We start from the raw sequence: 4,825 nt of genomic DNA, 5'->3' as shown, positions 1-4,825 counted from the left end.
GGACTACGTCGCCCTCTTCGAGGACCTGCTCCGAGCGAGGACTCGGCCGCCGAGGACGGGCGCTGCCCGGCCGGCCGCATTCAGCGGGTGAGTCGCGAGCGCGGCGCTGCACCTGTGGGGATGAGAACCCCTCCGAGGGAGGTCGCCTCGACCAGGAACGTCCTCCGCTCGCGCGGAACTCCTCCCGCGGCGCCCCGCGCTCAAGGGAGGCCGACGAGGCCAAGAACGAGAGCGAGCGGATGCCGCGCCACGCGCCTCACGGGGAGGCGCCGGCGTGCGGCATCCGCTCGTCGATCATGCGGCGCGAAGGCCGCAGATCAGGGGTGCGAGAACTTAACCGATGACGGTGATGTTCTCGGCCTGCAGGCCCTTGGGGCCGCGGGCGGTCTCGAATTCGACCTTCTGGTTCTCCTCGAGCGAGCGGTATCCGCCCGACGCGATCGCGCTGAAGTGCGCGAAGACGTCGGCCGAGCCGTCATCCGGGGCGATGAAGCCGAAGCCCTTGTCGGCGTTGAACCACTTGACGGTTCCGGTAGCCATATTCTTTTCCTTCTGTAAAGCCGAGCCGCCGGAGCGGCTGCGACGTGCACGACCCGAGGTCGTGCGGGGTTCCGCCGGCGAAATCCACCGACGGAAGTCTCAGACCCGACGGAACTGGTTCACCATCGGGCAGTCGAATGGGTCGCGAGCGGCGAGGCCGACGCGATTGAGGTACTCGATGACGATGCCGTACGACTTCAGGATCGTCGTCTCGGTGTAGGGCACGTCGAGGGTGCGGGCGTGCTCGCGCACGATCTCGCGCGCCTTGGCGAGGTGCGGCCGCGGCATGTTCGGGAACAGGTGGTGCTCCACCTGGTAGTTGAGGCCGCCGAAGAGCACGCTCGCCCAGAAGCCGCCCGAGACGTTGCGCGAGGTGAGCACCTGCTTCGAGAAGAAGTCGAGCTTCGCGTCGGCGGGGATGATCGGCATGCCCTTGTGGTTCGGGGCGAACGACGCGCCCATGTAGATGCCGAACACGGCGAGCTGCACGCCGATGAAGGCGAAGGCCATGCCGAGCGGCAGCATCCAGAAGATCGCGCCGAAGTAGATCGCGAACCGCACCGCGATGAGGCTCAGCTCGACGGCGCGGCCCTTGACCGGCCCCCGGTCGAACAGGGTGCGGATCGAGGTGAAGTGCAGGTTGACGCCCTCGAGGGTGAGCAGCGGGAAGAACAGGTAACCCTGCTTGCGCGTGATGAGCGCCATCAGCCCGCGCTGCTTGGCGGCATCGGCCTCGACGAACGAGATCGTGTCGAACTCGATGTCGGGATCCTTGCCGATCTTGTTCGGGTTGGCGTGGTGACGCGTGTGCTTCGTCATCCACCAGGCGTAGCTGATGCCGACGACGCCGGCGGCGATCCCGCGGCCGAGGCGGTCGTTGGCCGGGCCGGACTCGAGCACCTGGCGGTGCGAGGCCTCATGGGCGAGGAACGCGAACTGCGTGAAGATCAGGCCGAGCGCGCCCGCGATGAGCAGCTGGAACCACGAGTCACCCAGGAGGATGAACCCCGTGATCGCGCCGCCGAGGGCGACGAGCAGGATGCCGATCAGCATGAGGTAGAACCAGCGCGTGCGGTTCAGGAGGCCCGATTCACGAATGACGCGGGACAGGGCGGTGAAGCTGCGTGTGATGTCCACGGTGCCGGTGCGGGGCTTCGTCGCCCGAATCGCACCGAGGGTTTCGGTGTGAGAGATGTGGGATTCCCAGCGTTCGTCGACTTCCCAGCCGCGTCACGCGGGTAAACCACCCGCTGCAGATATCCCCACTCTAGGGGGTGCACATGGGAAGGCACTGTGAGTCTCAGGACATATGCCGCAATCGGCATCAGTCTACGGCATCGGCAGCCGTGCGCAGGTCGTCGACGAGCGCGGCGAACGCCGCCTTCCGGTCGGCGGCGTCCTCGATACGCAGGAGCGCCGACGGATGCGTCGTCACGAGCACCGGGGCCGGCAGCGCGGGTGCCCCACCCGCGGCATCCGGCGGCAGCACCCTGCCACGCACCTCGCCGATGCGCACGGTGCGCCCGAGCACCGAGCGTGCGGCCGTCGCGCCGAGCGCGACGACGATCGACGGCTGCACCGCCTCGAACTCGGCCTCGAGCCACGGCCTGCAGGCGACGATGTGCGCGATGGAGGGCTTCTCGTGGATGCGCCGCTTGCCGCGCAGCCGGAACCGGAAGTGCTTCACCGCGTTGGTGACATAGACGCGGTCGCGTGGGATGCCCGCGGCGTCGACCGCGTCGGCGAGCAGGCGCCCGGCGGGGCCCACGAACGGCTCGCCCTCGAGGTCCTCGCGATCGCCGGGCTGCTCGCCGACGAGCATGAGCGGAGCGCCCTCACGGCCTCGCGAGAAGACCACCTGCGTGGCGTCGCGCCAGAGCTCGCAGCCGCGGCAGTCGGGCGCGGCGCGGCGGAGCTCGTCGACGGGAGCCCCCTCGGGCACCCACGCGTCGGCTCCTGGACGCTCCACGTCGTCGGCCATGCAGGCGAGCGTACGAGCCGGCGGGACTCGGCGGCAGGGGGTTGCACCCGGTGCGAGACTGGAGGCATGCGCATCGCCGTCACCGGAGGGTCGGGCAAGCTCGGCCGCACCGTCGTCCGCACGCTCCGCGACGAGGGCCACGAGGTCGTGAACCTCGACCAGCAGGGCGACCGAGCGCTCGTCACGCGCGTCGACCTCACCGACTACGGCCAGGTGATCGACGCCATCGCCGGCGTCGACGACCGTCACGACGGCGTCGACGCGATCGTGCACCTCGGCGCGATCCCGGCGCCCGGCATCCTCAGCGACGTGGCGACCTTCCACAACAACATGCTGTCGACGTTCAACGTGTTCCAGGCGGCCCGGCGCCTCGGCATCACCCGCGTCGTGTACGCCTCGAGCGAGACGGTGCTGGGCCTGCCGTTCGACGTGCCGCCGCCGTACATCCCCGTCGACGAGGAGTACCCGGCGCTACCCGAGAGCACCTACTCGCTCGTGAAGCACCTCGAGGAGCAGATGGCCATCGAGTTCGCGCGCTGGAACCCCGAGTTGTCGATCACCGCGCTCCGCTTCTCGAACGTCATGGATCCCGCCGACTACGTGGACTTCCCCTCGTTCGACGCCGACCCGAGGTTGCGCAAGTGGAACCTCTGGGGCTACGTCGACGGGCGCGACGGAGCGCAGGCGGTCAGCCTGGCGCTGGCGAAGGCGTGGCCCGGTTTCGACCGGTTCATCATCGCCGCGGCCGACACGGTCATGTCGCGCCCGAACGCAGAGCTCGTCGCCGAGGTCTTCCCGGATGTCCCTTTGCACGGTGAACTCGGCGTGCACGACACCCTGCTCTCGATCGACAAGGCCCGGCGGGTGCTCGGCTACGAGCCGCGTCACTCGTGGCGCGATGAGGTGGCGGATGCCGCGGCATCCGTTCGCCCCAGCTGACAGGCAGCACGAACCGCCCGAGCCGACGCGCAGCCCGGACAACCCACGCAGAAGACGAACGCCCCCACCAGCCGGAGCTGACGGGGGCGTCCTGAGAGCCGAGACCTAGAGGCCGCGGATGTTCTCAGCCTGCAGGCCCTTGGGGCCCTGTGCGACCTCGAACTCGACCTTCTGGCCCTCTTCGAGCGAACGGTAGCCGTTGCCCGAGATGGCGCTGAAGTGTGCGAAGACGTCGGCGCTGCCGTCGTCGGGAGCGATGAAGCCGAAGCCCTTTTCGGCGTTGAACCACTTGACGGTTCCGGTTGCCATACTGCTGTCCTTCTGTCCTATGGGCCGCTGAGTGCGGGCCCGATGCGATCGGGGTCGATCGCGTCCCCGACGACACGGTGCCGCCGAAGCTGGGGGCGAGGGGCGGGTGTGCGCTCAGGCATCCGCCGTCTCGTATCGGGTCATGCCACGCGGATCGTGCCGCCTCCGGGCAATCAGATGGAGGCGCGGGCGTCTGCCCGCTTGATGGAGGAATCGTTGAGCCTACCCTAGTAGGCCGCGCGCGCGAGCGCACCAGTCCGCGATCGGATCGTGACCTGAGATGACGGAAATTCCTTCGGCGGCGGCTGATCAGCGGACATGCGGGGTGGTGCCAGCGTGCTCATAGGGAGGCGCCCCAGACTGGAGGGGTGAACCGCCGCCCCCTGCGATTCGTCGCCGTCGCCTATGCCGCCGTCGTGCTGTGGGCGACCGTCGGCCCCGCGCCGTGGCGCACGAGCGGCAACCAGCTCGAGGGCGGCATCCTGAACCCCGACGCGTGGACGGCTCCCGTAACGTGGACCACGGGCTACCTGTCGGAGATGGCGTTCAACGTGGCGATGTTCGTCCCCGTTGGGCTGCTGGCGGCGCTCCTCATCCGGCGGCGGCGCTGGCCGCTGGCACTGCTCGCCGGGTTCGCGTTCACCGCGGTCATCGAACTCGTGCAGGTTCCCGAGCCCGATCGCATCTCCGATCCGCGCGACCTCGTGATGAACACCGGGGGCGCCGTGCTCGGCGTGCTGCTCGTGCTCACGGCCCGCATGGTGCGCCGCTCGGTCGCCGTGGCGGTCAGGCCGATGCTCACACCCGCCGATGACGCGATGCCGGCGGATGCCGGGACGTCGCCGTCGCCGGCCCTCGGCGAGCTGGTCGGGGCGTCCTCGACCACGGCCGATGCAGCGGCCGCCGAGCGTGCGGCCTGACCCGTCGCGACGCCGGTCCGGCCGCCCTTCGCGGATACAGTAGGCGGGTGACCTCCCCCGACACGCCCGCCGTTCGCGCGCGCTCCTGGTGGGTCCGACTCGCGCTGATCGGGGCGGCCGGCGGCCTGCTCTCGGG

Annotated in this window: 6 protein-coding genes; 2 read left to right on the top strand and 4 right to left on the bottom strand. The window is 69.6% G+C overall.

Annotation, left to right across the window (positions count from 1 at the left end; translation table 11 throughout):
• Positions 1-333 precede the first annotated feature (333 nt).
• The 3 genes from AC1DY2_RS15440 to AC1DY2_RS15430 form a co-directional block, all read right to left on the bottom strand.
• Positions 334-540: a cold-shock protein gene (locus tag AC1DY2_RS15440; protein ID WP_159602901.1), complete on the bottom strand. Its 207-nt coding sequence runs from the start codon at positions 538-540 to the stop codon at positions 334-336.
• A gap of 99 nt (positions 541-639) precedes the next feature.
• Positions 640-1,734: a fatty acid desaturase family protein gene (locus tag AC1DY2_RS15435; protein ID WP_476763225.1), complete on the bottom strand. Its 1,095-nt coding sequence runs from the start codon at positions 1,732-1,734 to the stop codon at positions 640-642.
• Positions 1,735-1,864: 130 nt separating this feature from the next.
• On the bottom strand, positions 1,865-2,521 hold the full coding sequence (locus AC1DY2_RS15430; protein ID WP_476763224.1) for a UdgX family uracil-DNA binding protein: 657 nt from the start codon (positions 2,519-2,521) through the stop codon (positions 1,865-1,867).
• A gap of 66 nt (positions 2,522-2,587) precedes the next feature.
• On the opposite strand from AC1DY2_RS15430, the gene AC1DY2_RS15425 reads away from it, so the two are divergent.
• Complete coding sequence (locus AC1DY2_RS15425) at positions 2,588-3,460, top strand: NAD-dependent epimerase/dehydratase family protein (protein ID WP_476763223.1); 873 nt, start codon at positions 2,588-2,590, stop codon at positions 3,458-3,460.
• A gap of 105 nt (positions 3,461-3,565) precedes the next feature.
• Here the strand turns inward: AC1DY2_RS15425 and AC1DY2_RS15420 are convergent, their stop codons facing one another.
• Positions 3,566-3,769 carry a cold-shock protein gene (locus tag AC1DY2_RS15420; protein WP_022893782.1) on the bottom strand — a complete coding sequence of 68 codons (204 nt, stop codon included), beginning with the start codon at positions 3,767-3,769 and terminating at the stop codon, positions 3,566-3,568.
• Between the two features lie 368 nt (positions 3,770-4,137).
• Between AC1DY2_RS15420 and AC1DY2_RS15415 the strand changes: the two genes are divergently transcribed.
• A complete protein-coding gene (locus AC1DY2_RS15415) occupies positions 4,138-4,689 on the top strand; it encodes a VanZ family protein (protein WP_476763222.1) in 552 nt (183 codons plus the stop codon).
• Positions 4,690-4,825: the final 136 nt, after the last annotated feature.

It is taken from the genome of Agromyces sp. P1_H4 (assembly GCF_056405255.1).
This window is presented reverse-complemented; position numbering and strand designations above follow the sequence as displayed.